We start from the raw sequence: 25,756 nt of genomic DNA, 5'->3' as shown, positions 1-25,756 counted from the left end.
AACCGGCAATCATGCCACCGTTTGCGTAACTTGGCTATTTGTAAACACCTGCTTCTTCAACCTGCGATAAACGTAGATAAAGGCCGGCACGAGGAATAAGTCTGCCGCTATCCAAGCCATCGGATCACCGTAGCAGACAGCTATAAAACCGAATACCGGTACGGCATAAAGACTGACAAGAATACGAGCAATCATCTCCGCCACTCCGGAGAACATGGCAAGATTGGTAAAGCCCACTCCCTGAATGGTATAACGCAAGATGCACAACAAACCAAGCATTGGGAAGAACATACAGGAGACATGCAGGAACAACTCCGTATCCAGCAGAATTTCCGTTTCCGACGGGTCTACGAAGATCAACGCGAAATATTTAGCCCCTACCATCAGAAGAAGGAACGTGAAAGCCGCATAAATAATCATCATCAGAGCACTAGCCTTGATTCCCAACCAAATACGTTCCGGTTTACCCGCTCCGTAATTCTGTCCGCTATATGTAGCCATCGCAATGCCCAAACTCTCAAACGTACAGATAAAGAACATCTTGATGCGCATAGCAGACGTAAAGGCTGCCACACACGCCGTTCCCAAGGCATTATTCGCACTCTGAAGCATGATGCTGCCGATAGCCGTGATAGAAAACTGCAATCCCATAGGCACACCGATGTAGAGCAGCGTCTTAGCCAGTTTCGACTGGAACCGGCGTTCTTTCGGAGTACCCTGCAATATTTCAAACTTCCGGTACATATAAATGTAGCAGAGAACAGCCGACAATCCTTGCGAAAAGACAGTAGCAATAGCAGCTCCCGCCACTCCCCAGTCAAGTACCAGAATACAGAACAAGTCGAGAATGATATTCAGAACAGCAGCAAACAGCAGAAACCAGAAAGGCGTCTTACTGTCTCCCAACGCACGGATAATGCTCGAAAGAAGATTGTAGAAGAAAGTACACGGCACACCAATAAACGTGACAAGCAAATAAGCATACGCCCCTTCGAAAATATTCTCCGGCGTACGCATGATCCGAAGAATATCCTCACATAAAATACAGGTGAGAAGAGCAATCACCACAGACATTCCCGCAGCCAGTTTCAGACTGACGGCCACATAACTGCGCATCGTACTGTAATCCCGCGCCCCAAACTTCTGCGCAACGGGTATTCCGAAACCTCCGCAACATCCATTGCAGAACCCGAGAATAAGAAACACCACCGATGTGCTAGCTCCAACAGAAGCTAACGCGTTAATTCCTAAAAACTTTCCTACAATTGCAGCATCAACAAGCGAATACGTTTGTTGCAACAGATTGCCGAGTAAAAGCGGCAGCGTAAACTTTAAAATGAGAGGTAATGCCGGCCCTGCCGTCATTTCTTTAGAAGTTGCCATACGTCTATGTTCTAAAATCGGATGCAAAGATACGGAAAATTCAATGAATTAGTTCTTGATTTGCGTTCCTCTTTTAGTTGACATAAAGCAAAAAAATCAGAATGAGAGCATGAATGCCCCCGGTCTATCGTTTCACCAACCGCTTAGGTGAACCATGCCACGAGCATCCCAGGCAGAAGACTTCTGTCAAATCGAACCCCTCCATCGAATCTTCCGGATATTTGGGAACGACTTCACCATCTTCGAGCACATAAACCAGCAGCCTGTCACCCTGTTCATTCTTCACATACATAGCTGCAATCTTGCATTGCGGACACAATAACTTTTTCATGCTGCAAAGATACAGATTGTTTCCGTCAACCACAAACCCTTCCAACGATGTTTCAGAAGTCCGTTCATGATTTACAGTTTATCTATTCTTCCAGAATCCCGGATAAAACAACAGGAGTACACTAAACAATTCCAGACGTCCCACCAGCATCAGAAAAGAAAGTATCCACTTTGCCAGATCAGGTAAAGAATTCCACGAATATGCAGGCCCGCAAGTTCCCAATCCCGGACCGACATTGCCTATACTCGAAATAACCGTACTGACGGACTCGGAAAAGCCAACTCCCAAAAACAAAAGAGCCGTCCACCCAATCAGGATCAGAACCAGATAAAAAGCAAAGAAAATCAATACGGTAGTTACGATAGAAGAAGACACCGTCTGCTTATTGATACGTACGGGAAGCACGGCATTCGGGTGGAGCAGATGTTTGAACTCATTCCGGATGGCACGCGCCACAATCAGCAACCGCATATTCTTGATACCTCCACTGGTAGAACCCGTACACCCTCCCGAAAGCATCGCAATAAACAACAGTAACCACGTGAAAGGAGGCCACATATTATAATCATCCGTAGCAAAACCGCAGGAAGTATGCACCGTAGACACCTGGAACAATGCTTTCCGGAAAGCCAGTTCCCAGTCATAATGATTTTGAAAGACGAGCGCCAACGTGATAAGAAAAGTCAAGATACCCACTGACGCCAGAAACCAGTGTAACTCTTCATCTTTGAATAAACGACCGACTTTTCCTTTCAAACACATCAGAAACAAAGAGAAGTTGATACTGGAAACAATCATAAAGATAGCCACCACATATTCTATATACGGAGAATTCCAGTAAGATATACTGTTCTGCTTGGTAGAATATCCGCCCGTAGCAGTAGTGGCAAACGACTGGCAAATGGCATCAAACAAGCTCATGCCCCCAAACATCAATAAGACAGTTTCCGAAACTGTCAATACCAGATAAATTGTCCACAACCACTTGGCCATGACATTGATTTTCGGATGGGTACGGTCGTGCGTCACTCCCGTAGATTCAGCAGAGAAGAGTTGCACTCCTCCCGTGGTAAAGATAGGAAGAATGGCAATCGTGAAAAACACAATCCCCAAACCACCGATCCACTGCGTCAGGCTTCGCCAGAAAAGCATACCGTGGGAAAGGGATTCAATATCATCGAGAATAGTAGCTCCTGTAGTGGTAAACCCGGACATGGTTTCGAAAAAGGCATTGGTTATCGTATCAATGCTTCCGCTAAAATAAAAAGGAAGCATGCCGAAAAAGGTAAAAAACACCCATGAAAGAGTGACCACACAATATCCGTCTCTCCGGCTCATCTTATTCTCCGCTCCCCGTCCGTAGAGCAGTAACAATCCGCCTACCACAGCATTGATGATACAGGTGTAAAGAAAGTATTTATAATCACTTTCCCCGTAACCAGCCGACACTCCGGCACAAAGTAAGAACATCCCCAATTCGATGAATAGCAACATACCCAGCACGCGCCCTATCATCTTCCGGTTAATCATGCTATTATTCTTACTCCGAATATACAGACTGTTATCTGAAATGTACTCTTCCATAACTCATGAATTATTTTGTATGTTCCCCTCATAGCCAAGAGTATGCCAAAATGAAAAGGATTCTGATAATTAGCTTGTAATCAATGCAATATTTTTTTCATTTTGAAAAAGTAATCTCTAAACACCCTACCAAAATGAAAGGGTGCTTTTCAAAATAGAAAAAAGAAGAAGGTGTATTTTAACAGAATACGCCTGCATTTCTGCATAATCTTCGCTATCTTTGTCATTCCAAAGTGTAAAAAAGAAAGAGATGAAAGCATCACGCATTGCGCACGAAAAGAAAACGGTAGAGTTGATGATCCGCCTCTATTGCCGGAAAAAAGAAAAAAATACAATTCTTTGTGCCGACTGTGAAGAGTTGCTCCGCTATGCCCACGCACGTCTCGACCATTGTCCGTTTGGAGAGAAGAAGAGTGCATGCAAGGAATGCACCGTACATTGTTACAAACCCGTCATGCGCGAACGAATGCGACAGGTGATGCGTTTCTCCGGACCGAGGATGTTGCTTTATGCACCCTGGCAGGCCATACGACATTTATTGAACCTATAACTTACTAAAAAAATCAGTAATGAAAAAAGCCATTATCATTGGCGCTACCTCCGGCATCGGACAAGAAGTTGCAAAATGTCTGTTACTGGATGGATGGCAAATCGGAGTAGCCGGCAGACGGCAATCTGCTCTCGAAAACCTGCAACGGGCAGCACCGGATCAGATTCAAATTCAAACGTTGGACGTAACCCAGGAAGATGCAGGCGAGAAATTGAATATGCTCATCGACAAGGTGGGCGGCATGGATTTGTTTCTTCTTAGCTCGGGCATCGGTTTCCAGAATACGAATCTGAACATGGAGGTGGAGCTGAACACAGCATACACGAATGTAGAGGGATTTATCCGCATGGTGGATACCGCTTTCATCTATTTCAGGAAAAGCGGAGGCGGTCACCTGGCAGTCATCAGCTCCATCGCGGGAACGAAAGGACTTGGAGTGGCTCCTGCCTACTCTGCCACCAAACGCTTCCAGAACACTTACATAGATGCTCTCGAACAACTTTCATATTTACAAAAACTGAATATCCGTTTTACTGATATCCGTCCCGGATTTGTTGCCACCGACTTGCTCAACGACGGGAAACATTATCCGCTATTGATGGATGCAGCGAAAGTGGGACGTCACATCGCCTGGTCACTGGAGCGGAAACAACGGATAGTAGTGATCGACTGGCGCTACCGGATACTGGTCTTTTTCTGGAAAATGATTCCCCGTTGGATGTGGAAACGGCTGCCCGTGAAAACCAATTAACACCAAAAGCAAACCAGGAAAGAAATAAATGAATAAATAGCAAGACCGGATTACTTCTTTTCCAATATTTCTACTTACATTTGTCTTGTAACATAAACTTATAATCTAACAAAAAAAGATGGAACAAAAATTTTGTCAAAGTTGCGGTATGCCGATAGACGACTCAACTTTTGGAAAAGAAGCGGACGGTAGCAAGAACGAAGATTATTGCCACTATTGCTATGCGGACGGACATTTCACGAAAGAGTGTACCATGGACGAGATGATCGAGCTTAATCTGAATTATCTGGATGAGTTCAATAAAGACTCGGAAGTGAAATACACAGTGGAGGAAGCACGGAAAACGATGAAGGAGTACTTTCCACAGTTGAAGAGGTGGAAACAGTAATTGAGAAATAAAAGGAGCTTTCAGGCATGAATACATATTCAGACCTGAAAGCTTATCTACTTATTTTCTTTTATAAAATCCGTAAAGTTCGACCAGTCTTCTACACGAAACGCACGAAGATCACGAACTGACGCCTGAAACCAAGGAATACGTTTCAAAGCGTCAATTGCACGAAAAAGATTTGCCATATCAGTTTTCTCTGTTAGATATACACTACCCTGCGTATTATAAAACTCATACTGACGCAACACTTTATTTATTTCAAAATAGCATTGTTATAAGGCTCTCCATAATTGGCACGTAGGTCTGTAATGACCATATCAAAGGCTATTGCATACATACATTATCCTCATTTACAGGAATAAAATATTTCTGCTCACCAAAGAAAATACGGTTAAATTTATCACGAATCGCTATAACTAAGCCTTTGAACGGATTATGTTCAATATCAATTACTGTACCCTCTATCCATTCATCGAGTCCCGTTAATCTAGGATCCACTTTTACCTTTTCACCTTCTTTTATCATAACACTATTTTTCTTCATTGATTTCCAATTACAAAGATAATATTATTTCCTTTTCCGACGAATCAAAAGCGAGTATTTAACCATTTATTTCCGGGTGTCTTTCCAACCACTTCACTGCATAAGAGCACGTTGCTTTCGGCTTCATCCCGTTAGCTAATGCATAGGCGTAAGCAGCTTTTACCAAAGCAGCGGCAATCCCCCGCCCTTCAATGGGTTGTGGCACAATTGTGTGGATAATATCAAGAGAATCACCTATCAGGCGATATTGTACAAAGGCGGTGCGACCGTCTACTTCTGTCTTGAACAATTTTTGTTCGGGCTGATGAATAATTTCGTAATCCATAATTTCTGTTGTTTTAAAGTTGGTTTATCGTCCGTTAAATACTTTCGCTAAACAATCTTATATTATTTATTAGGTGCGGATTGCATAAACTGATATATGTATATGCCTGCGATCAGAGTTGCTCGATCCACTTCAACTGGCTCGTATCGTATCCACGACGTTCGGCAGCGGTGACGAGTTTCTTCTTGATTTCTTCCGGCAGTTGGGGTGTACGGCTTAGTATCCAGAGATATTTATCAGTACTGCTGCCTACCAGGGCATAATTGTAATTCTCTTCATCCAGTTCCAAGACATAATAATCAGAATAGAAACTAAGGAAGAAAGACACTTTCAGTTTGCCCGGCTGTGTGGGATCGGGTATTTTGGCGTGTCCGTTGGCAGTCTTGCAGATGTCGTAAGGAGAATTACGTTTGCATCCCCGGTTCTCCACACGAATCATGCCGTCGGGACGGAGCGTGTAAGTAGCCGTGACGTCTACAAGTCCGTATTCAAAACGATTCTCGTAGCGGGCTATTTCATACCAAAGTCCCATATACCGGTGCAAATCAAGAGAGGTAACCGTACTATGGTCCGTACCTCTGAAAAGACGTCCGACATTGGGAATGGAGAAATGAAATCCCGCCTCCGTAAGACGCGTTGAGCGAACTCTCTGGCCAGCAGTCAGGAAAGATGCCGCTTCACCATATAAGATACGGAAAATTCGTTGCGGAGCTACCATCGTTGTCCATGCCCGATAAGCCTTTCCCATCGCACGGGTGAAAGCATATTGCGAGATCTGCTGCGGAGCAACCAGGTTATATACCCCATGTGTCTCTTCGTGAGTGATAAAGAACTCCATTGCACGGCAAAGATCCCGTATCGATATCCACGGAAAAACCTGTGTACCGGGACCGATGGCGGTGGCTATCTTGGTGGCTTGCAAAGGGCGAAGCATCTGCTGCATCGCTCCCCCGTCCGGAGAAAGCACTACGCCGAAGCGTGTAATAACGAGCCTTGTAGGTTCGGGACAGTGTTTCGCCTCTTTTTCCCACGCATAGCAAAGATCGGACAGAAAACCTTCTCCACGGGTACGGGTATATTCGTCCACCTCCGCTTCCGAAGGATAATAACCTACGGCAGAAGCCGAAATCATCAGTTTCGGTTTCGTTTTGACTGCGTTCAAAGCGCGGATAATACGATTGGTTACAACAATACGACTGTTGAAAAGCTCCTGTTTATATTCCGGTGTCCAACGTTTATTGATAGGTGCACCTGCCAGGTTGATGACAACATCACAATGGGTCAGTGTCTGAATCAAATAACCGGACATACCTTCGCGAAACATCGACCTTCCTAGAGGAATGATCCGATGTCCGCCCTTTTCTGTAAGATAATTAGAAAGATGTTTACCTATATATCCGGTAGCTCCGGTCATTGCTATATTCATCTTGATTCGTTGTTTATTTTAACTCTATTAGAAAAACGTATAAAATGCAAGAAAAGTTCTTTGAAAAAAGCAAAATGAGGTTATCTTTGCAAGATAGACGTAAACATTGAAGCATCCAAAAAGGTTATAAAATGAAAAGACAAATGAAAATCAACTATATTCTTACACTTATATTAGTATTTTGCATCGGTGCTTCCATCCCAATATTGACAGGCAGCAGCCAAGTGAACGAACAACATTCCGCCAAATCGGAAGTGCCTTATTGTGTCACTCCGCCTACTGTTCCCGCACAGGTCACCTTCGACGGGGAAACGATCGACCTCCGGCGCTATGACCGCCGCGAACGGATGGACCGCGAGATGATGGCCTTCACCTATATGCACTCCACCACCATGCTATTAATCAAGCGCGCCAACCGTTACTTCCCCATCATCGAACCGATACTGAAAGCAAACGGTATCCCCGACGACTTCAAATACCTGATGGTCATCGAGAGCAATCTGAATAACATCGCACGCTCTCCGGCAGGAGCAGCAGGTCTATGGCAATTTATGCCTGCCACCGGACGGGAATTCGGGCTGGAAGTGAACGATAACGTAGACGAACGCTATCATATTGAAAAAGCAACCGTTGCCGCCTGCAAATACTTCAAACAGGCGTATGCCAAATATGGCGATTGGATGGCTGTCTCCGCCGCCTATAACGCCGGACAGGGACGTATCTCCTCCCAACTTGAAAAGCAGTTGGCAAGTCATGCCATGGACTTATGGCTGGTAGAGGAAACTTCCCGCTACATGTTCCGCCTGCTGGCAGCCAAAGAGATATTCAATAACCCGCAACGTTACGGATTCCTCTTGAAACGGGAACATCTGTATCCGCCTATTCCTTATAAAGAGGTAACCGTCAACACTTCTATCGACGATCTGAACGACTACGCAAAATCACAGGGAATCACCTATGCCCAACTTCGTGATGCCAACCCCTGGCTGCGCGACACTTCATTGAAAAACAAGACCGGAAAGACATACATTCTCTATATTCCTACACAAGAGGGAATGTATTACAACCCGCAAAAGACCGTTGCCTACAATAAACAGTGGGTCATCGACTAAAAAGGCTTTTTCTTTAATTCCGGCCAAACACTATTGATATGAAACTGAAAGAAAGAATCCATCGTTTTTTGCATGACGAGAAACTGAAACGAAAGTTATACGTCATCATCTTCGAATCGGACACCCCTGCCGGGAAATTGTTCGACGTGATTCTTATCGCCTGTATTCTGGTCAGCGTATTGCTCGTCATCATCGAAAGCCTGAAAGGACTTCCCACCTATCTGACGACTCCGTTCGTCATTATGGAATTCCTTTTCACCGGCTTCTTTACTTTCGAATACCTGACGAGAATCTACTGTTCACCCCGTCCCCGGAAATACATATTCAGCTTTTTCGGTATCGTAGACTTACTGGCCACATTGCCTCTTTACATCGGTCTGCTCTTTCCGGGCGCCCGCTATCTACTCATCATCCGTGCCTTCCGCCTGATACGTGTGTTCCGCGTCTTCAAGCTTTTCAACTTTCTGAATGAGGGGGAACGGCTGCTCACTGCCTTGCGTGAAAGTAGTAAGAAGATTGCAGTGTTCTTCCTGTTTGTCGTCATTCTGGTGACTTCCATCGGAACGCTAATGTATATGATTGAAGGAACGCAACCCAACTCCCAGTTCAACAATATCCCGAACAGCATCTATTGGGCTATCGTCACCATGACTACCGTAGGTTATGGAGATATTACTCCCGCCACCGGCCTCGGAAAATTCCTTTCCGCCTGTGTCATGCTGATCGGTTACACGATTATTGCCGTACCCACAGGTATCGTATCTGCCTCCATGATGAAAGAGTATAAACGCAGGAGAGACAAAGAATGTCCCAACTGCCATCGCTCCGGACACGAAGATAATGCAGAGTTTTGCAAATATTGCGGCCACAGCCTAAACCCATCCGAAACCAAAGCGGAAGAGAAATAAATCCTCTACGATCTACGCCGGACGAAATGCTCGAATAAGACAATGAAAACGCATCCCACAGCATAGCAGGCAATATCTCCCCAATCGAACGTAGAACCCAGCACAATTCGGGCTACGCGGTTCGTGACACCCAATGTTTCCACCAGCTGGAAGTATTGCAAGACTTCTACAAAACAGGCAAAAAGAAAGACATAAAACGGCATCCGCGGAATCCCCGTCGGCAGAAAGATACGTACAAAGCTATATACCAGCACTACAACCAGCATATCTCCGACATAGGGACGTATGAAACGGTCGCGCACATACAAAGCTATCAACACCTCCATACAGAAGATCACCAGAAAGCTGATTATATAAAAAATTCTTTTCTTCATTATTTGCTCGGTCGCGGGATTAAACATTTATTTGAATCTGCGAATATACGATAAAATGAATTGGATACGTTCAAATATTACTAAATGATTGATACAAAAAGGGGAAATAATTGTATATTTATGGTCCTAAGCATTTTTCCACAAACAATAAAAAACAGAAAGGAGATTGAACACATGATGTTGAATATGGATTTTGTAATCCGTTTATTGGTCGCCGGAATACTGGGAACCATCATTGGACTGGATCGTGAATACCGTGCCAAAGAAGCCGGATACCGCACTCATTTTCTCGTGTCGCTAGGTAGTGCTTTGATTATGATTGTTTCCCAATACGGATTTCAGGAAATTATAAAAGAAAGTAGTGTCACACTCGATCCCAGTCGGGTGGCGGCACAGGTTGTCAGCGGTATCGGATTTATCGGTGCAGGAACCATCATCTTTCAAAAACAGATTGTACGCGGATTGACTACCGCCGCAGGAATCTGGGCAACAGCAGGTATCGGCTTGGCGGTAGGTGCAGGAATGTACACCATCGGTATTGCCGCCACGGTGTTAACCCTCGTCGGACTGGAACTACTTAGCTATCTATTTAAAAGCATCGGAATGAAAAGCTCGATGGTTTCTTTCTCAACTCCCAACAAAGACATACTGAAACAGATAGCGGACAGATTCAACTCTAAAGACTACCTGATAGTCTCTTACGAGATGGAAACGCAACACACGGGTGAAACAGAATATTATCAGGTTACGATGGTTATCAAGTCGAAACGAAATAATGATGAAGGGCATCTGCTTTCGCTGATACAGGAATTTCCGGATGTAACGGTGCAGCGAATTGAATAGTCAGACTTTCGCTCCTCTCCCAAAATGGAAATCTACTTTTGCTTTTCCGTCAGATACTTCCAATAACGTACAGGCATATCCTGCCTGTGCTTCCTCGGATTCATGCGTTCTTTGATACAAATGGCCTTGAAATATGTCTTCCAAAGTTGTTGGAAAAGCTTCTCATCCTTGTCCATCAGACTTTCGTCCAGCATCCCCGTAATCAAATGGGATTCACGACTGTCATCATCAAACGAGATAGTCGTCACCTCCTGCAAGTCATAATAAAATCCGTAACGGCGTTTCATGTCGTAAATAATCCACTTCTGATCGGCAAAACGGTCTTTGAAATGGTGAACCGTCAGCGGGAGCGCATTATACTGCGGTTCGAAAGCGGCAAAGAATGTACCGTCGGCAGCTTTCTGGAAACGGACAAACTGCATCAGGTGCACACGTTCGCCATCCACCTTCTTCCATATTTGCACCAATTGCAAAACGTCCGGATCACCAAAATTGGTTTCAATGGACCGGGGCGCGTCGATCGCTTTACGGATATAACGAAAAATAAGCATCCCTACTTCCGGAAGTTCCGACAGCCAACTTTGCGTGAGGCACCCCAAAGCGGAAGAGGAAACTTTCTTCTGTAATCCCCGCCACACACGCCCGGCCTTTTCTTCATCGGTCACTACCGTATGCAGCTCATCACAAAATAAAGGCAAAGCATCTCCTTCCGACAGCAAAGCATCGGGGAAAGTCTTGCGGAAATAGGCGTCGAACACAGCCGTCAGCAGACCATCAAAGGTTTTATCGTAAATATAAACACTAAACATATTTACTATTAGACAATTTACGATTTACTATTTAAGTTACTATTAGACAATTTACAATTGAATTTACTATTAGACGATTTACGCTTGGTATCACTTTTGAATAGTAAATTGTCTAATCGTAAATTATTCTTATTCGCCAAAATCAAGCAACAACTGGCGTTCATCCACTTTCTTTTTTGGTTTCGGCAACAATAAGCTGCGCACTCGTTGCGGAGAAAGTTCGTTCACCGTCTGCATCTGAAGAGGCAGTTCTTTGCAAGTGATGAAATATTGCGCTTTCTTCATCACCACTCCTATCTTCTTCAGTTCATAAAATCCCAGCCGCGAAAAACGACGGGAAGCAACAATCAGTTTCGCCGACTTCACCCCTACTCCCGGCACACGGAGCAACATTTCGTAGTCTGCCTTATTGATGTCAACAGGAAACTGTTCGGGATGGCGCAAAGCCCACGAAAGTTTCGGGTCTATTTCGAGATCGAGATCCGGATAGGAATCATCCACAATTTCATCTACCTTGAATTGATAAAAACGCAATAACCAGTCAGCCTGATAGAGCCGGTTTTCACGTACCAGAGGCGGCTGTTTCAATGCCGGAAGGCGCTTATCATACGTATTCACGGAAACGTAGCCCGAGTAATAGACACGTTTCATGGTGGGGCGCCCATAAAGTGCCGACGAAAGAAAAAGAATATCTTTATCCGATTCGGAGGTAGCTCCCACAATCACCTGGGTACTTTGTCCCGCAGGTGCGAAACGCGGTGCGTGGCGAAACTTCTGCCGTTCTTCTTTACTCTCCAACACGCCTTGTTGAATGTATTTCATCGGAGCAAATACGCTTTTATGGTCTTTTTCCGGTGCAAGCAGTTTCAAATTTTCTTCTTTGGGAATTTCGACGTTGACGCTAAGACGATCGGCATACAATCCGGCTTCATTCACTAATTCGCGACTGGCTCCGGGAATACTCTTGAGATGGATATAACCGTTAAAACGGTACACTTGCCGCAAATCTTTGGCTACACGCACAAGTCTCTCCATTGTATAGTCCGGATTACGGACCACTCCGGAGCTAAGAAACAGCCCTTCGATATAGTTACGACGGTAGAATTCCATTGTCAGCTCCACCAATTCCGAAACGGAAAAGGTAGCGCGGGGAAGATCGTTGCTACGACGGTTGACGCAATAGGCACAATCGTAAATGCAATAATTGGTAAGCATGATTTTCAATAGCGAGATACATCGACCGTCCTCGGCAAAACTGTGGCATATCCCCCATCCTCCCACAGTGTTTCCCAGCGTTCCCGGCTTATTGGAACGCACCGTACCACTGGAAGAACAGGAAACATCGTACTTGGCAGATTCTGCAAGTATCTTCAGTTTAGCTAAGACGTTTTCGTTCATCATTCCCGATCTTGATTCTTTTCGCAAATATACGATTTAATTTGAGATGCGTATAGAAGAAAAAAGTTTGCCCCCTACAAATTGCAAATAAATCATTTAAAAGAACCACAAAAATATAAAAAGCCCGGACTTACATCTTGGGAGACATCTCTTTTCTAAAAAAGCGATTCACCCAAACGAACCGCTTTTTATGCTATAAATAATTGCCACTATCCGTACTAAAACAATAAAAAGTCATTCCGCATTAAAACAAAAAGAGGGCATATCGCTTCACGATATGCCCTCTTTTTCAATATCCTAGTAGTCTTCTAAATTATTTTTTAGAAGCTTCCAAAGATGCTTTACGGAATTCTTTCATTGCTTTTTCGATTTCCAAAGAAGCTTTACGAGCGCGAGTTCCTGCTGCTTTGTTACCGTTTTCGATCTGTGCGTTAGCATCTTTTGAGAAGTCAGCATAAAGAGCTGCTACCTTTTCTACCAATTCTTTCATAATCCTTTTATTTTTTTCGTTAATAATGTGCCGCAAAAATACACTGTTTCCCGAAATAAAAGCATAAAATCAATATTTTTTTTGAAATAATCTTCGAAAAATATCTAAAAAAGGGGCTTTTTACCTTTTTTACCTACCTTTGTAGCCATGAAACTGCTTACAGATACCGATTATATACATGCACTGATTGCTGAAGGAGAGCACCAGCAACAGGACTTTAAATTCGAAATTTCCGACGCACGCAAAATAGCCAAAACACTTTCGGCCTTTGCCAACACGGACGGAGGACGATTACTTATTGGCGTTAAAGACAATGGTAAAATCGCAGGAGTACGCTCCGAAGAAGAAAAATATATGATTGAAGCCGCCGCACAACTTTATTGCGTGCCGGAAGTGGAATATTCTCTGCAAACATACATAGTGGAAGGACGGCAAGTGTTAGTGGCAACCATCGAAGAAACTCCACATAAACCGGTTTACGCCAAGGACGAAACCGGAAAACCCCTAGCCTATCTCCGCATCAAGGACGAAAATATTCTGGCAACTCCCATACATCTCCGTGTATGGCAACAGAGCGATAGCCCCCGTGGAGAACTCATCCGCTACACCGAACGTGAACAGCTCCTGCTCGATCAACTGGAGCACGGAACTTTACTCTCACTCAACCGTTACTGTCGACAAACCGGACTTTCACGACGTGCCGCTGAACATCTGCTCGCCAAATTTGTTCGTTATGATATTGTGGAACCTGTATTCGAAAATCATAAATTTTACTTCCGAATAAAAGACGAATAACCACAAACAATGCTTTATACTTAATACTTAACTATGACTTTTATCAACGAGATTAATGACATACTTTGGACGTATATTCTAATTATTATGTTATTAGGATGTGCTGTCTGGTTCAGCATACGGACACGCTTTGTACAATTTCGCATGATCCGGGAAATGATCGTGCTGTTAAGCGAATCCGCCGGCAAAGGAAAACAGGGAGAGAAACATGTATCTTCTTTTCAGGCATTCGCTATTTCTATCGCCAGCCGTGTGGGTACGGGGAATCTTGCGGGAGTGGCTACTGCCATTGCCATCGGAGGTCCCGGGGCTATTTTCTGGATGTGGGTCATCGCACTGTTAGGGGCTTCGAGTGCTTTCATAGAGTCTACTTTGGGACAATTATACAAAATACGCGGAAAGGATTCGTTCATCGGAGGACCTGCTTATTATATGAAGAAAGGGTTGAAACAACCGTGGATGGGAATGCTTTTTGCCGTATTAATAAGCATTACTTTCGGGTTTGCTTTCAATTCTGTACAGAGTAATACGATCTGTGCTGCGGCAGAGCATGCTTTTGGGTTCAATCATATTATATTGGGAGGTGTGCTGACTTTGCTGACATTGCTTATCATCTTTGGAGGTATTCAACGCATTGCCCGCGTCAGCAGTATTATCGTGCCTGTTATGGCTTTGGGATATGTAGGGCTGGCACTGGTTATTGTTGCACTCAATATCACTCATTTACCGGGTGTTATCGCACTGATTGTCAGCCATGCTTTCGGTTGGGAGCAGGCATTGGCAGGAGGAGTTGGTATGGCATTAATGCAGGGCATCAAGAGAGGACTTTTCAGCAATGAGGCCGGTATGGGTTCGGCCCCGAATGCGGCTGCCACGGCTCATGTCAGCCATCCCGTAAAACAAGGGTTGATACAGACTTTGGCGGTATTTACAGATACATTATTGATATGTACCTGTACGGCTTTTATCATCCTCTTTAGTGGGGCTCCTCTGGATGGTTCGGCTAATGGAGTGCAGCTGACTCAACAGGCGTTGACAAACGAAATAGGTTCTTCGGGCAGTATCTTCGTTGCCGTAGCTCTTTTCTTTTTTGCTTTCAGCAGTATTCTGGGGAATTATTATTATGGTGAGGCTAATATCCGTTTTATCACTCACCGGAAATGGGTACTTCATGGTTACAGGATATTGGTGGGTGGTATGGTACTCTTCGGTTCACTTGCCACATTGGATATGGTATGGAGCCTGGCAGATGTCACGATGGCGTTAATGGCTATCTGTAATCTGATCGCTATCCTTTTCCTCGGAAAATATGCTATCCGTCTGCTAAATGATTACCGCGCGCAAAAGAAAGCTGGCATCCAAAGCCCTGTTTTTAAGAAAGAGACAATGCCGGACATCGAAAAGGACTTGGAATGTTGGTGAAAACCAACTGTTTTTGTACCTTTGCACGCAAATTGACAGATGGTAGTTATGTTATATACCTTCCACACGCTCAAATAGTAAATTGTAAATAATAAAATTGTAGAGATAACAATGGGCTTATTTGGTTTATTCAAGAAAAAATCCGATGAAACGAAAGTCGGCAATGTAGAAGATTTCATATCACTGACACGGGTGTATTTCCAGTCAGTTATCGCCACAAACCTCGGTATCACTAATATCCGCTTCTTGCCGGACGTAGCTAACTTCAAACGTTTGTTTAAAGTTCCTACTCAAAACGGTAAACTGGGATTGGCCGAAAAATCTGCTGCGCGCAAAATGCTGATGCAGGATTATGGGTTGAACGAGAACTTCTTTAAGGAAATCGACTCTTCCGTGAAACGTAACTGCCGCACTCAAAATGATATTCAATCTTATTTGTTCATGTATCAGGGATTTTCCAATGATCTGATGATGTTGATGGGAAATCTGATGCAGTGGAAGTTTCGTATGCCGTCGATCTTTAAGAAGGCTTTGTATGGTATGACACAGAAAACGGTACACGATGTTTGTACCAAGACAGTGTGGAAGGCTGATGATGTGCATAAAACGGCTGCGACTGTTCGCCAGTACAAAGAGCGTTTGGGATACTCTGAACAGTGGATGACGGATTATGTGTATAATATTGTTCTTCTTGCCAAGAAGGAGCCGAAACGGAAGAACGACGACACGGAAACGAAAAAATAAGTCGCTTTAAATGTTAGAAAATCGTAAAGATTAATAGGATAGAAAAAGCGGGGGTTTTGTACCTCCGCTTTTTTTGTTATCTTTATGTACTTTTTTCTTTTGTCTTGATACAAAAGAAAAGTACCCAAAGAAAAATCAAGGCTGCGCCTGCCCGGCTACTCCGGTTTCATTCCCGTCTAAAGGGTAGAAACTCGCTTCGCTCAAACAGTCTGCCCTTCTTAACGCCGGTAATAAAACCTTCGCTTGACGCCGTGCAGACGAGGCCGGAGGAGGACCATGCGGTATGGTAGTATATTATAATAATTAAAAAATAGAGAGATTGCTTATGAAACAAAAGAAAATGCTTGCGCTTACTTTTTCACAGTTGAAACAAATCTATAATCAAGAAATTCCGGAAGTGGTGGAGATAGCTGATAAGAGCTCTTCTGTGGAAGAGTTCAAGGCTGGGATGCTGCGTTTTTTGGAAATTTGCAGGATAGAAAATGAGGCTGCGGAGGAGGCGAGGGAGCAAATTCGACTCTTACTCGATTATGATGGACAGAATGTCCATGAACTGTCTACTGGACAGGATATGTCAGTACAGACGATTCGGTTGCTTTATGAGTTTCTGACGGGAACGTTGGAAAATATGGAGATACCGACGGATTTGTTTATTGAAATTTTCCAGATGTTTAAACGGTTGAAGGGAGAGGTTGTGCCTTTACCATCGCCACAGCGTATCAAAAGTAGGAATGACCGGTGGGAAACGGGATTGGATGAAGAGGTACGTGAAGTGCGGGATGAGAATAAGGAGCGGATGTTGCACTTGTTGATTCAGAAGATTGAAAACAGGAAGTCGAAGCCTTCGGTGCGTTTTCACTTTGAGGAGGGAATGAGTTATGAAGAAAAATACAGGTTGGTCAATGAGTGGTGGAACGATTTCCGCTTTCATTTGGCAATGGCTGTGAAAAGTCCGGGCGAGTTGAATCGATTCCTGGGAAATTCACTTTCGTCAGAGACTATGTATTTGCTTTATCGTGCCCGGAAGAAGGGTATGCCGTTCTTTGCAACTCCTTATTATTTATCGTTGCTTAATGTAACGGGATATGGGTATAATGACGAGGCTATTCGGAGTTATATTCTGTATTCTCCACGTTTGGTGGAGACGTATGGAAATATTCGCGCGTGGGAGAAAGAGGATATTGTAGAAGCCGGGAAGCCTAATGCTGCGGGATGGCTTTTGCCGGACGGGCATAACATTCATCGGCGGTATCCGGAGGTGGCTATTCTCATTCCTGACACTATGGGACGGGCTTGCGGAGGACTTTGTGCTTCTTGTCAGCGTATGTATGATTTTCAGAGCGAGCGGTTGAATTTCGAATTTGAGTCTTTACGCCCGAAGGAATCATGGGATCGTAAGTTGCGTCGGTTAATGGCTTATTTTGAAGAGGATACGCAATTGCGGGATATTCTTATTACAGGAGGCGATGCGCTGATGAGTCAAAATAAAACGCTTCAGAATATTCTGGATGCGGTGTATCGGATGGCGGCACGCAAACAAAGGGCGAATCTTGAACGCAAGGATGGAGAGAAATATGCGGAATTGCAACGGGTACGGTTGGGGTCACGTCTGTTGGCTTATTTGCCGATGCGTATCAACGACGGGCTGGTTGATGTTCTGCGGGAATTCAAGGAGAAAGCATCGGCTATCGGTGTGAAACAGTTTATTATACAGACTCATTTCCAGACACCGCTGGAGGTTACTCCTGAAGCTAAAGAAGCGATCCGGAAGATTCTTTCTGCGGGATGGATTATTACGAATCAGTTGGTATATACGGTGGCTGCTTCACGTAGAGGGCATACGACCCGGCTTCGTCAGGTGCTCAATTCGTTGGGGGTGGTATGTTATTACACTTTCTCGGTAAAGGGATTCAATGAGAATTATGCAGTATTTGCACCCAACAGTCGTTCAATGCAGGAGCAACAGGAGGAAAAGATTTATGGCCGTATGACACCGGAACAGGCGGAGGAGTTATATAAGATATTAGAGACGAAAGTAGGAACAGAAGAGGAGCCTAAAGAGGATGTTGCCAAGCAATTAAGACGCTTCATGAGAAAGCATCATTTACCTTTCCTTGCCACTGATCGCAGCGTATTGAATTTACCGGCTATCGGTAAAAGCATGACTTTCCAGTTGGTGGGACTAACTGAAGAAGGAAAACGAATTCTACGCTTCGAACATGACGGTACTCGTCATCATAGCCCGATTATCGATCAGATGGGGCAGATTTATATTGTAGAGAATAAATCGCTAGCTGCTTACCTGCGCCAGTTAGCCAAGATGGGAGAAGATCCGGAAGACTATGCTTCTATCTGGAATTATACGAAAGGAGAAACCGAACCTCGTTTCAGTCTTTACGAGTATCCTGATTTCCCCTTCCGCACAACAGATAAAATGAGTAATTTAAGTATTAAGAATTAGGTATTAAGTATTAATCGACAAGCATCAACTAACAAGTATTAATCAACGCCTATCAAGTATAAACCAGCGGCTTCGGTAATACTTATTACTTAATACTTGTTTCTACTACTTGTTTCCTACTCTTTTACCCGTATTACTATATTTGCAATAATTGCAGTTAGGCCTCCGGTGGTAATCCCTGAAGAGAAGATACTTCGAATTGCTTCCGGGGCTTGTTGTAATACGTCCGGCATTAGTTCTACCCCTAAGCCTAAGGAGAGGCTGACTGCTAATACCAAAGTTTCTTTACGGCCTATTTCTTGTGAGGAGACAATACGGATTCCCGCCGCTGCTACTGTGCCGAACATTAGTAAGGTTGCACCGCCCAGTACAGGATCGGGCATTAAGGAAAATACGGCACCTACGATGGGAAATAAACCCAAAAGGACGAGCATTGCTGCGATATAATAACCAACATAACGGCTGGCTACTCCGGTCAGTTGGATAATACCGTTGTTTTGTGCAAAGATGGAGTTTGGAAAAGAGTTGAATACACCGGCGAGAAAGGAGTTGAATCCATCTGCCATTACTCCACCGGAAACCCGTTTCAAATAGGAATCTCCTTCAATGGGAAGTCCGGAAATCATAGAGTTGGCAGTTACATCACCTGTTGCTTCAATGGCAGTTATCAAGTAAACCAGACCAATGGCTATAAAAGAAGACACATTGAAATCAACACCATATTTAAAAGGCTGGGGAATATTAAAACTCATCAGCATTTCCACATTCAACGCACTCATATCCACTTTTCCCAGAGCAAATGCCAAACCATAGCCAAGGCAAAGTCCGAGTACAATGGAACTCATACGCAGGTATTTGTTCCCGCAACGGTTGAAAAACAAGACGCTAAGAAGTACCAGTGCTGCAATAGACAGGTTTTCCCACGTAGCAAACGTACCATTATCCATAGCTGCATATCCGCCTCCGCAAGATACGATACCTACCTTTATCAGACTCAATCCGATAAGCAGCACGACAATACCGGAAACCAGCGGAGTGATAATATTACGCAGATATTTGAATGTGCGGCTGACAATCATTTCGATAGGCGCAGCAGCCATACAGGAACCGAAAATTAACGGTAATCCGCCTACCATCCCTGTGGCAATGATAGGGCCGATAAAAGAAAAACTGGTTCCCTGGATGCAGAGCAGTCTTGCTCCTATCACACCAAAGCGGCGGCATTGTATAAAGGTAGATACTCCCGAAGCAAAAAGAGACATGGAAACCAGAAAGCTTGTCTTTTCTACATCAAGTTTCAAGGCACTTGCGATGATAAGCGGAGGTGTAATGATCGCTACGAAAATAGCCAAAAGATGTTGTAAAGCCGCAAACAAGGCGTCTTTAAAAGGGGGACGGTCTTCTACGCCGTAGATTAAATCAGTTTTCATTTAACAGGGTTTCTATATATTTTTTTAAGTTCCGCAGAGGGATAAACAGAGATTATTCTGAAGTCCGGCTTCTTTTAGTCCGACTTTTTTTAATTCTATTTCTTATAATCCGTTTTTTAGTTCAGCGTCCATTTCAGAGCGAGTGTCGGGATAACATAAAAGCCATCACGACCGCCGAAGTTATTACTCAATTCGACTTCGGAGCCAACACTAAGATTGAAATTTTTATTTACTCCTTTGATTTTGTTTAGGTTTACCCAGAATTGTGGTTCGGAGAGAAAGATAGTCTTTCCATAGTTGGTTTCTTCGCGCCACCAGTCGGCAAAGCCGGAGAAAGTGAGCAGATTGCGGCAGAAATTCACGTACCACGTACCTGTCAGCTGGAAGTTGTTGGGCGATTGGTGTTTCTGAATATACTTATACATAGCAGTCAGCGTAAAGCCTTTGGAAAAGGAAGCATTATTAAAAGTGTAGGTAGCTCCTGCCAGATAAGCATTTTTATAAGACATGCCTTTCGATAATCCACCGTTATATTCAAGATGTGCAGAGAAAGGACCTTTCCAGAATTTTAGTTCACGGGCTATTTCCCAATAAGCGGAAGCGACACCCTCGGAAGTGTAATCCATATCAACAAAGAAATAAGTGCTTCCCCAAGTATCAGGATGAAACTTCTCCACAGTGGAGGTGAACAGCGGGCGACCTTGCAAATCTTTATCATACAAAGAACGTCCGAAATCATAATGTAGCTGAATGTTTTGCGCCTGCAATCTCGGTACGCCAGAGAGCAACATACAAAGGAAAAGAGCAGAGATAATCTGTTTCATAAGTAAATGTGTTTAAATGAAGATGCAAAAATAGTTAAAGCTACACATATAAGCACATTACTTCTGTCTTTTTTTATTCCAGGTTATTATTTCCCGTATCCCACCAGAGTCTTGTACCTCCATGGTCATCTCCGCCTAAAGCCTCGACAAGAGCAGAATATTGCTCCGGGTCTTCTGTCTGCAATGTACCTGGGAAATTAAGACGGCGCACCATGATCTCCGTGTCGATGCATCCGCTCCTACTATGATTGAATCGAACGGGAAATAAACGGGGATATCCCGTTCGTCTTTGTTCGGCCCAAGCTTCGCAACCTTCCGGGAACATGGCAATCCACTTCTGCGTGATAATCTTCTCCAGTTTTGTCTCCTTATCATCCTGCGGATTCCATTTGGGAGTGACTTTACAACGCGCTTCTATATTATTTTCTTCATCATAAGTGTCTATAAAGTCGGAAGCTGTCAGCTCACTTTTCAGGTAATCCTCCACCCCATAAATTCCCCATTGATGAAAAGAGGTAGTTACGCCGTTCCGGTAACAAGCTTCTTCATCTTCATCGGTCCACCCGCGCAAAGCGGCTTCGGCACGCAGAAACCAGACTTCCGAAGCAGTCATCAGAGGCGCATCGGTGCTTTGCAGGACAAACAGCTTCGACAATCCGGAATAATGACTATGAGCAAAACATGTCCCTTGACGAATTCCACGATATTGTCCTTTCAAAGCTTCATCCGTACAGTGTTCGAAATAAGCTCCAAGACGAGGATCATCATATCCGACCAAGATTGATTCCATGTTAGCACTCATGTAAGTTTCATTCCACACACGGTTAAGTTCTCCCAATGGATTGGTATATCCGGATTTGGTAGAAACGATTGCTCCGCCTGTTTCCGCTTCAAAGAAGCCATAATCGTTTTCTTTTATTTTCTGTATTTCAGCACAAGCCTTATCGGGAGCAACAGAGGCAATACGCATTGCCAACCGCAAACGCAACGAATTGGCAAACTTCACCCAGGAAGCGTATTTCCCATCCAACAAAATATCAAAACGTGCAAATCCATTGGATTCCGGTTTCTCATCTATATAGTTGGTGAGAGCAACTACAGCAGAATCGAGTTCATTGAAAAACTCATAATAGACATCCTCTTGTTTATCCGGACGGTAATGTTTTTCGGCATTAGCAAAATTCTTATAAATGATAGGACCATAATAATCCGTCACACGATGCATCGCTTCCACCTTTAATATTTTCGTTATCCCGAACAGAGCAGGATGTGTATTTCGGGTAGCATTCTCCGACTGATATATCTGTGGGAAAATATAAGAATACATGTGTGTCCACATGGCGCTATTCCAGCCGTCCTGCATATTATAATCGGAATTATGCGAGCCCCCGTTCAGAGGTTTGCCGTCATGCATATACCCACTGAACATGTCCGCGTTCAGATTCTGTATCAGTTGGAAAGACCAGTTCTTTCCTTTTCCGTAGTCGTAATTAAAATAAATACCTTGCTGAATAATTCCCAAACGGATTCCATAGCCATTGTCATCAATAATCAAGTCATCATCCGTGATACCGGACAAATCGGTATTGTAATCACGGAAATTACCGGTACAAGCTACAGAGAACAGCAATAACCCCAACAAATATAGATATACATATTTTCTCTTCATTTCTCTCTCCTGCCTTTAAAATTCACATTTCAGAGTAAAGCCCAGACTACGGGTCGTAGGCATTCCGAACACTTCAATTCCTTGATTATCATTTCCGGTAGAAAGTACCAGATCCGGATCAAAAGGAGCTTTCTTATACAAGAAACATAGATTGCGAGCTACAAACGAAAGCTGAACATCTTTCAGTACCTTCGTTTTCTGTATCCACTTCTTGGAGAAATTATAGCTCAATGATACTTCACGCAACCGTAAATTCGTAGCATCATACATATAATATTCCGTCACCCCGGCACGCCCGCCTACTATTTTATAGAATCCTTTCACATTGTCTATACGCTGACCGTCGAGCATTACATATCCCCTGTCACGCGCATCGGCCGTTATTTCAGATACTCCATAAAGATCCATTTCCGCCTGTGTCTGCGAAAGGACTTCACCTCCGTAGCGCCAATCAAGCAGAAAATAAAGGGTGAAGCCTTTGTAAGAGAATGTATGATCCCATCCCATCATAAAGACAGGGTTGGCATTTCCTACTTTCACCGTATTCCCATCGCCCTCCACCAATGGAAGTCCTTTATTATCACCCTCTGTTTCGTAAACGATATTGCCTGCATCATCACGCACAAAAGCCTTACCATATATATCACCGATAGAACCGCCTTTAATAAGTTTCATGGCATAGCTGGAAGAAAAACTGGTAGGCCCGTAAATCATTTCTTTCAGATCTTCGTGCAACTTCACTATCTTATTCTTATTGGTAGAGAAGTTTACAGAAGTTTTCCAGTTGAAATCAGGAGTTAATACGGGAGTTCCATTCAGTGTCAATTCCCATCCCCGATTCTGGATATTTCCGGCATTTACATATCGGTAAGCATACTTATCACCTGCAAGTGCGGGAAGTTTGAAGAATTGATTATAAGTATTGGTACGATAATAAGTCAGATTAACCCCTAAACGGTGTTGAAAGAATCGCCATTCAGTTCCAAATTCGATGGCATGAGTCATTTCCGGCTCCATTTCCTTGAAAGGTGCGGCGTCATTCGCCTGTATCTCGCCACCGGCATTGATCTGCGAAGAGGGATTAGTGATAAATGGAGGAATATCATTCCCTACTTTACTATAAGCGCCACGCAATTTTGCGAAAGAAACCCATTCGGGTAACTTCACCCATTTATCAAGTAGCATGGAAAGCCCTACAGAAGGATAAGCGAATCCGGATTTTTCATGGCTGGTATAAGACAAGGTTGACGCCCAGTCATTACGGGCCGTCAAATCAAGAAACAATTTTTCCTTATAACCGATCTGTGCCGTACCGAATATAGATTGCAACTGACGGCGTTGATCTATTCGCTGGTCAATACTGGCAGAACTGTTCATGACGATATTGGCAATATTAAACACATTAGCAAACTTCAAAGATGCATTTTTCGAATCATATCGGGTAGAATTAACGACTTTATCATTTATACTACCACCAATCGCCGCATCCAGTGTAAAATCCCCCCAGGTTTTCTTCACCATCGCCATGACATCACCATACATCTGGGTTTCCTGATAATCCATCTCGATATATCGTCCGTTCGCTCCACACAGGGCGGTGGCAGTAGACGCATAGAATTTCTGGCGTAACTTGTCCGCCCAATAATCCATGTTTCCACGGGCTTGAATCGTCAGCCAATCATTTACCTTAAAGTTTGCTGAAAGAGAAAGGATAATGCGTGTACGTGTTTCTTTACTTTGTATGCGGTTCGTTATCCAGTATGGATTCTGTTCGAAGTCTTCGGTAAACGTATGCCAATTCTGCACACCCAGTTTCCGTTCTTCGTCATAGGTTTCAAAATGATCTTTATAATAAGACAAATCCTCCCCACGAGGAAAACGATAGAGCCCTACCAACGGATTCATATAGAAACCTCCCGACACCGGCTTATTCTCGACGGTCTGTTTCATCACATTCACACTACCGTCCAGTTTCAGACGTTTGTCGAACATGGTAGCCGTCTCACGCAAGTTTATATTATGCTTTTTCAGTTTATTCTTGTCGATAATCCCCTTTCCGGTAGTATTGGCATAGGAGAAATAAGTTTGCAGGTTTTCATTTCCATAACTGATAGATACGGAAGTCATCGATGTCAATCCGGTACGGAAAAAATCATCCAGATTATCATAAGCCATCAGATTCTCTTTCTCTCCCCAGCTGTCTACCACATCACTGACACCATAACGATTCTGCATTTTAGGCATACTGAATGCTTTCTCGAAAGTGAGTCCTGTAGAGAAATTAATATTCCTTTGTCCGACAGAGTTGCCTTTTTTAGTCGTGATAAGAATCACTCCGTTAGCAGCCATGCTACCATATAAAGCCGCAGCAGGAGCACCTTTCAGAATACTGATGCTTTCTACATCTTCCGGATTCAGATTAGAGATTCCGTCTCCTCCATCACGATTCCCTGCATTCGCCGTACCACCAATAGCCGAATAAGCCTGTTCGGAAGAGGTATTCGACATCGGCACTCCATCTATTACATAAAGCGGTTGATTATCACCGGATACCGAACGGATTCCCCGGAGACTGACTTTTGCGGAACCGCCCATACCGGAAGAGTTTTTGTTGATTTGCACACCGGCAGCTTTTCCCGCCAGAGCAGCAATCATATTTACTTCTTTGACACGGTTCAGTTCTTCTCCCTTGATTTTTTGCACAGAATAGGCCAATGTAGCTTCATCCTTTTCAAGTCCCAAGGCCGTTACGATGACATGTTCAAGCATCACCGCATCTTCCTGAAGACGTATTTCAAGCACATTCCGACCTGCCACATTGACTTCTACAGTCTTATAACCCACAAAAGAAACTTGTAAGACAGCACTATCCGGCACAGACAAAAAGAATTTTCCATCAATATCGGTCACAGTACCATTGGCTCCCCCCTTTTCGCGTATTGTAGCACCGATCAGTGGTTCACCATAGATATCAATTACACGCCCTCTCACGGTATTATGATCAGAAGGAACTTCTATCGTCCCTCTTAACGCTTGTTGCTCCGAAGCATAACAATTTCCTCCCTCCAGAAAAAACAGGCCTATTAAGAAGCAACTCACAAAAACTTCTTTTTTCAATGATATAATAAAATATTGTTTGTTCATCACGCCGCAAAAATAACTAATTATTTTAAATCTAGCATTTTTTCTCATT

Annotated in this window: 24 protein-coding genes and 1 pseudogene; 10 read left to right on the top strand and 15 right to left on the bottom strand. The window is 43.8% G+C overall.

Annotated features, from left to right (window positions below; translation table 11 throughout):
* Positions 1-9: 9 nt before the first annotated feature.
* From BSCG_RS17390 to BSCG_RS17400, 3 genes are all read right to left on the bottom strand, one after another.
* Positions 10-1,383, bottom strand: a complete 1,374-nt coding sequence (locus tag BSCG_RS17390) for an MATE family efflux transporter (RefSeq protein WP_004314776.1) — start codon at positions 1,381-1,383, stop codon at positions 10-12.
* 124 nt (positions 1,384-1,507) lie between these two features.
* Positions 1,508-1,714: a hypothetical protein gene (locus tag BSCG_RS17395; protein WP_007750505.1), complete on the bottom strand. Its 207-nt coding sequence runs from the start codon at positions 1,712-1,714 to the stop codon at positions 1,508-1,510.
* A 78-nt stretch (positions 1,715-1,792) separates the two neighbouring features.
* Complete coding sequence (locus BSCG_RS17400; RefSeq protein ID WP_004301980.1) at positions 1,793-3,298, bottom strand: TrkH family potassium uptake protein; 1,506 nt, start codon at positions 3,296-3,298, stop codon at positions 1,793-1,795.
* A gap of 250 nt (positions 3,299-3,548) precedes the next feature.
* Between BSCG_RS17400 and BSCG_RS17405 the strand changes: the two genes are divergently transcribed.
* From BSCG_RS17405 to BSCG_RS17415, 3 genes are all read left to right on the top strand, one after another.
* The gene (locus tag BSCG_RS17405) at positions 3,549-3,848 is read left to right on the top strand and encodes a nitrous oxide-stimulated promoter family protein (RefSeq protein ID WP_004304816.1); all 300 of its coding nucleotides are present in this window, start codon (positions 3,549-3,551) and stop codon (positions 3,846-3,848) included.
* 19 nt (positions 3,849-3,867) lie between these two features.
* The gene (locus BSCG_RS17410; protein WP_004308271.1) at positions 3,868-4,599 is read left to right on the top strand and encodes an SDR family NAD(P)-dependent oxidoreductase; all 732 of its coding nucleotides are present in this window, start codon (positions 3,868-3,870) and stop codon (positions 4,597-4,599) included.
* Positions 4,600-4,717: 118 nt separating this feature from the next.
* Positions 4,718-4,987: a zinc ribbon domain-containing protein gene (locus BSCG_RS17415; protein WP_004301976.1), complete on the top strand. Its 270-nt coding sequence runs from the start codon at positions 4,718-4,720 to the stop codon at positions 4,985-4,987.
* 56 nt (positions 4,988-5,043) lie between these two features.
* Here the strand turns inward: BSCG_RS17415 and BSCG_RS17420 are convergent.
* From BSCG_RS17420 to BSCG_RS17435, 4 genes and pseudogenes are all read right to left on the bottom strand, one after another.
* Positions 5,044-5,327: pseudogene (locus BSCG_RS17420) on the bottom strand (virulence protein).
* Positions 5,315-5,533 carry a hypothetical protein gene (locus BSCG_RS17425; RefSeq protein WP_004301974.1) on the bottom strand — a complete coding sequence of 73 codons (219 nt, stop codon included), beginning with the start codon at positions 5,531-5,533 and terminating at the stop codon, positions 5,315-5,317. Before BSCG_RS17425 ends, BSCG_RS17420 begins: the two are co-directional and overlap by 13 nt.
* A 58-nt stretch (positions 5,534-5,591) precedes the next feature.
* Positions 5,592-5,858 carry a GNAT family N-acetyltransferase gene (locus BSCG_RS17430; protein WP_004301973.1) on the bottom strand — a complete coding sequence of 89 codons (267 nt, stop codon included), beginning with the start codon at positions 5,856-5,858 and terminating at the stop codon, positions 5,592-5,594.
* Between the two features lie 112 nt (positions 5,859-5,970).
* On the bottom strand, positions 5,971-7,284 hold the full coding sequence (locus tag BSCG_RS17435; RefSeq protein ID WP_004301972.1) for a TIGR01777 family oxidoreductase: 1,314 nt from the start codon (positions 7,282-7,284) through the stop codon (positions 5,971-5,973).
* 131 nt (positions 7,285-7,415) lie between these two features.
* Here BSCG_RS17435 and BSCG_RS17440 point away from each other — a divergent pair, with 131 nt between their 5' ends.
* Both BSCG_RS17440 and BSCG_RS17445 read left to right on the top strand, forming a co-directional pair.
* Positions 7,416-8,396, top strand: coding sequence for a lytic transglycosylase domain-containing protein (locus tag BSCG_RS17440; RefSeq protein ID WP_004308272.1), 981 nt, complete (start codon positions 7,416-7,418; stop codon positions 8,394-8,396).
* Positions 8,397-8,434: 38 nt separating this feature from the next.
* The gene (locus tag BSCG_RS17445; RefSeq protein WP_004304811.1) at positions 8,435-9,304 is read left to right on the top strand and encodes an ion transporter; all 870 of its coding nucleotides are present in this window, start codon (positions 8,435-8,437) and stop codon (positions 9,302-9,304) included.
* A 5-nt stretch (positions 9,305-9,309) separates the two neighbouring features.
* On the opposite strand, the gene BSCG_RS17450 is transcribed toward BSCG_RS17445, so the two are convergent.
* Positions 9,310-9,678 carry a DUF2809 domain-containing protein gene (locus BSCG_RS17450; protein ID WP_004308273.1) on the bottom strand — a complete coding sequence of 123 codons (369 nt, stop codon included), beginning with the start codon at positions 9,676-9,678 and terminating at the stop codon, positions 9,310-9,312.
* 174 nt (positions 9,679-9,852) lie between these two features.
* On the opposite strand from BSCG_RS17450, the gene BSCG_RS17455 reads away from it, so the two are divergent.
* Positions 9,853-10,521 carry an MgtC/SapB family protein gene (locus BSCG_RS17455; RefSeq protein WP_004308274.1) on the top strand — a complete coding sequence of 223 codons (669 nt, stop codon included), beginning with the start codon at positions 9,853-9,855 and terminating at the stop codon, positions 10,519-10,521.
* A 32-nt stretch (positions 10,522-10,553) separates the two neighbouring features.
* On the opposite strand, the gene BSCG_RS17460 is transcribed toward BSCG_RS17455, so the two are convergent.
* The 3 genes from BSCG_RS17460 to BSCG_RS17470 all read right to left on the bottom strand — a co-directional run bounded on the left by BSCG_RS17460 (position 10,554) and on the right by BSCG_RS17470 (position 13,218).
* Positions 10,554-11,330: a TIGR03915 family putative DNA repair protein gene (locus tag BSCG_RS17460; RefSeq protein WP_004308275.1), complete on the bottom strand. Its 777-nt coding sequence runs from the start codon at positions 11,328-11,330 to the stop codon at positions 10,554-10,556.
* Between the two features lie 129 nt (positions 11,331-11,459).
* The gene (locus tag BSCG_RS17465) at positions 11,460-12,728 is read right to left on the bottom strand and encodes a putative DNA modification/repair radical SAM protein (RefSeq protein WP_004304808.1); all 1,269 of its coding nucleotides are present in this window, start codon (positions 12,726-12,728) and stop codon (positions 11,460-11,462) included.
* A gap of 313 nt (positions 12,729-13,041) precedes the next feature.
* Positions 13,042-13,218: a histone H1 gene (locus tag BSCG_RS17470; protein ID WP_004301965.1), complete on the bottom strand. Its 177-nt coding sequence runs from the start codon at positions 13,216-13,218 to the stop codon at positions 13,042-13,044.
* A gap of 147 nt (positions 13,219-13,365) precedes the next feature.
* On the opposite strand from BSCG_RS17470, the gene BSCG_RS17475 reads away from it, so the two are divergent.
* From BSCG_RS17475 to BSCG_RS17490, 4 genes are all read left to right on the top strand, one after another.
* Positions 13,366-14,013, top strand: coding sequence for a helix-turn-helix domain-containing protein (locus BSCG_RS17475; RefSeq protein ID WP_004308278.1), 648 nt, complete (start codon positions 13,366-13,368; stop codon positions 14,011-14,013).
* A 33-nt stretch (positions 14,014-14,046) separates the two neighbouring features.
* Positions 14,047-15,435, top strand: coding sequence for an alanine/glycine:cation symporter family protein (locus tag BSCG_RS17480; protein WP_004325091.1), 1,389 nt, complete (start codon positions 14,047-14,049; stop codon positions 15,433-15,435).
* A 111-nt stretch (positions 15,436-15,546) separates the two neighbouring features.
* Positions 15,547-16,179, top strand: a complete 633-nt coding sequence (locus tag BSCG_RS17485) for a hypothetical protein (RefSeq protein WP_004301962.1) — start codon at positions 15,547-15,549, stop codon at positions 16,177-16,179.
* Positions 16,180-16,504: 325 nt separating this feature from the next.
* Positions 16,505-18,640 (top strand): KamA family radical SAM protein, encoded by a 2,136-nt coding sequence (locus BSCG_RS17490; RefSeq protein WP_004308282.1) that lies wholly within the window; start codon positions 16,505-16,507, stop codon positions 18,638-18,640.
* Positions 18,641-18,756: 116 nt separating this feature from the next.
* Here the strand turns inward: BSCG_RS17490 and BSCG_RS17495 are convergent, their stop codons facing one another.
* The 4 genes from BSCG_RS17495 to BSCG_RS17510 form a co-directional block, all read right to left on the bottom strand.
* Complete coding sequence (locus BSCG_RS17495) at positions 18,757-20,070, bottom strand: nucleobase:cation symporter-2 family protein (protein ID WP_004304803.1); 1,314 nt, start codon at positions 20,068-20,070, stop codon at positions 18,757-18,759.
* 116 nt (positions 20,071-20,186) lie between these two features.
* Positions 20,187-20,894 carry a DUF5020 family protein gene (locus BSCG_RS17500; protein ID WP_004308283.1) on the bottom strand — a complete coding sequence of 236 codons (708 nt, stop codon included), beginning with the start codon at positions 20,892-20,894 and terminating at the stop codon, positions 20,187-20,189.
* A gap of 73 nt (positions 20,895-20,967) precedes the next feature.
* Positions 20,968-22,563: a SusD/RagB family nutrient-binding outer membrane lipoprotein gene (locus BSCG_RS17505; RefSeq protein ID WP_008775615.1), complete on the bottom strand. Its 1,596-nt coding sequence runs from the start codon at positions 22,561-22,563 to the stop codon at positions 20,968-20,970.
* Positions 22,564-22,578: 15 nt separating this feature from the next.
* On the bottom strand, positions 22,579-25,707 hold the full coding sequence (locus BSCG_RS17510) for a SusC/RagA family TonB-linked outer membrane protein (protein ID WP_032849444.1): 3,129 nt from the start codon (positions 25,705-25,707) through the stop codon (positions 22,579-22,581).
* Between the last annotated feature and the right edge of the window lie 49 nt (positions 25,708-25,756).

This window comes from Bacteroides sp. 2_2_4 (assembly GCF_000157055.1).
In the GTDB taxonomy this organism is placed as follows: domain Bacteria; phylum Bacteroidota; class Bacteroidia; order Bacteroidales; family Bacteroidaceae; genus Bacteroides; species Bacteroides ovatus.
Note: the sequence above shows the minus strand (reverse complement) of the source record. Positions and strands in the feature narration are given on the sequence as shown.

Excerpts from the sequence above, each read along its gene's own strand:
- BSCG_RS17390 (WP_004314776.1), bottom strand. The coding sequence starts at position 1,383 with ATGGCAACTTCTAAAGAAATGACGGCAGGGCCGGCATTACCTCTCATT.
- BSCG_RS17395 (WP_007750505.1), bottom strand. The coding sequence starts at position 1,714 with ATGAAAAAGTTATTGTGTCCGCAATGCAAGATTGCAGCTATGTATGTG.
- BSCG_RS17400 (WP_004301980.1), bottom strand. The coding sequence starts at position 3,298 with ATGGAAGAGTACATTTCAGATAACAGTCTGTATATTCGGAGTAAGAAT.
- BSCG_RS17405 (WP_004304816.1), top strand. The coding sequence starts at position 3,549 with ATGAAAGCATCACGCATTGCGCACGAAAAGAAAACGGTAGAGTTGATG.
- BSCG_RS17410 (WP_004308271.1), top strand. The coding sequence starts at position 3,868 with ATGAAAAAAGCCATTATCATTGGCGCTACCTCCGGCATCGGACAAGAA.
- BSCG_RS17415 (WP_004301976.1), top strand. The coding sequence starts at position 4,718 with ATGGAACAAAAATTTTGTCAAAGTTGCGGTATGCCGATAGACGACTCA.
- BSCG_RS17425 (WP_004301974.1), bottom strand. The coding sequence starts at position 5,533 with ATGAAGAAAAATAGTGTTATGATAAAAGAAGGTGAAAAGGTAAAAGTG.
- BSCG_RS17430 (WP_004301973.1), bottom strand. The coding sequence starts at position 5,858 with ATGGATTACGAAATTATTCATCAGCCCGAACAAAAATTGTTCAAGACA.
- BSCG_RS17435 (WP_004301972.1), bottom strand. The coding sequence starts at position 7,284 with ATGAATATAGCAATGACCGGAGCTACCGGATATATAGGTAAACATCTT.
- BSCG_RS17440 (WP_004308272.1), top strand. The coding sequence starts at position 7,416 with ATGAAAAGACAAATGAAAATCAACTATATTCTTACACTTATATTAGTA.
- BSCG_RS17445 (WP_004304811.1), top strand. The coding sequence starts at position 8,435 with ATGAAACTGAAAGAAAGAATCCATCGTTTTTTGCATGACGAGAAACTG.
- BSCG_RS17450 (WP_004308273.1), bottom strand. The coding sequence starts at position 9,678 with ATGAAGAAAAGAATTTTTTATATAATCAGCTTTCTGGTGATCTTCTGT.
- BSCG_RS17455 (WP_004308274.1), top strand. The coding sequence starts at position 9,853 with ATGATGTTGAATATGGATTTTGTAATCCGTTTATTGGTCGCCGGAATA.
- BSCG_RS17460 (WP_004308275.1), bottom strand. The coding sequence starts at position 11,330 with ATGTTTAGTGTTTATATTTACGATAAAACCTTTGATGGTCTGCTGACG.
- BSCG_RS17465 (WP_004304808.1), bottom strand. The coding sequence starts at position 12,728 with ATGAACGAAAACGTCTTAGCTAAACTGAAGATACTTGCAGAATCTGCC.
- BSCG_RS17470 (WP_004301965.1), bottom strand. The coding sequence starts at position 13,218 with ATGAAAGAATTGGTAGAAAAGGTAGCAGCTCTTTATGCTGACTTCTCA.
- BSCG_RS17475 (WP_004308278.1), top strand. The coding sequence starts at position 13,366 with ATGAAACTGCTTACAGATACCGATTATATACATGCACTGATTGCTGAA.
- BSCG_RS17480 (WP_004325091.1), top strand. The coding sequence starts at position 14,047 with ATGACTTTTATCAACGAGATTAATGACATACTTTGGACGTATATTCTA.
- BSCG_RS17485 (WP_004301962.1), top strand. The coding sequence starts at position 15,547 with ATGGGCTTATTTGGTTTATTCAAGAAAAAATCCGATGAAACGAAAGTC.
- BSCG_RS17490 (WP_004308282.1), top strand. The coding sequence starts at position 16,505 with ATGAAACAAAAGAAAATGCTTGCGCTTACTTTTTCACAGTTGAAACAA.
- BSCG_RS17495 (WP_004304803.1), bottom strand. The coding sequence starts at position 20,070 with ATGAAAACTGATTTAATCTACGGCGTAGAAGACCGTCCCCCTTTTAAA.
- BSCG_RS17500 (WP_004308283.1), bottom strand. The coding sequence starts at position 20,894 with ATGAAACAGATTATCTCTGCTCTTTTCCTTTGTATGTTGCTCTCTGGC.
- BSCG_RS17505 (WP_008775615.1), bottom strand. The coding sequence starts at position 22,563 with ATGAAGAGAAAATATGTATATCTATATTTGTTGGGGTTATTGCTGTTC.
- BSCG_RS17510 (WP_032849444.1), bottom strand. The coding sequence starts at position 25,707 with ATGAACAAACAATATTTTATTATATCATTGAAAAAAGAAGTTTTTGTG.